General features: G+C 48.8%; 1 protein-coding gene. It reads right to left on the bottom strand.

Going from position 1 to position 324, the window contains the following annotated elements:
* Positions 1–324 (bottom strand): terminase TerL endonuclease subunit (locus RRF55_RS27345; RefSeq protein WP_439419213.1); only part of this gene is annotated, 324 nt, incomplete at both ends.

Here is a 324-nt window from a genome sequence, read left to right as displayed (position 1 = left end):
CAACCACACCATCTATTCGACCAGTACTCTTTTTCTTGGCGAATATGCGGTTTTCCTTCTGGTCGGCTTCGGTTACGGCGGAAGCAGCGTTCCATCGGAGGCAGGGGTTTGTTTTAATAATGATTACGCCATCATCGAGCATCTGTTCAAAAAGTTCGATGGAATGAGGCATCCACAGTCCGGAATCCTGCGCCTTGTAGTATCCCTGCCCGTGAGGTATCAGCGGTACTGATACAGAAGCGCTCTCTAATTCCGGCTCAAGATATTTTATGCGGTACTGGTCGAAGGCGATCGCCTTGATATCGAACAACATGGAAAGATCAG

This window comes from Klebsiella sp. K47 (assembly GCF_051858335.1).
In the GTDB taxonomy this organism is placed as follows: Bacteria; Pseudomonadota; Gammaproteobacteria; order Enterobacterales; family Enterobacteriaceae; genus Klebsiella; species Klebsiella pneumoniae.
The sequence above is the reverse complement of the archived record's forward strand: the minus strand, read 5'-3'. Positions and strand labels throughout refer to the sequence as shown.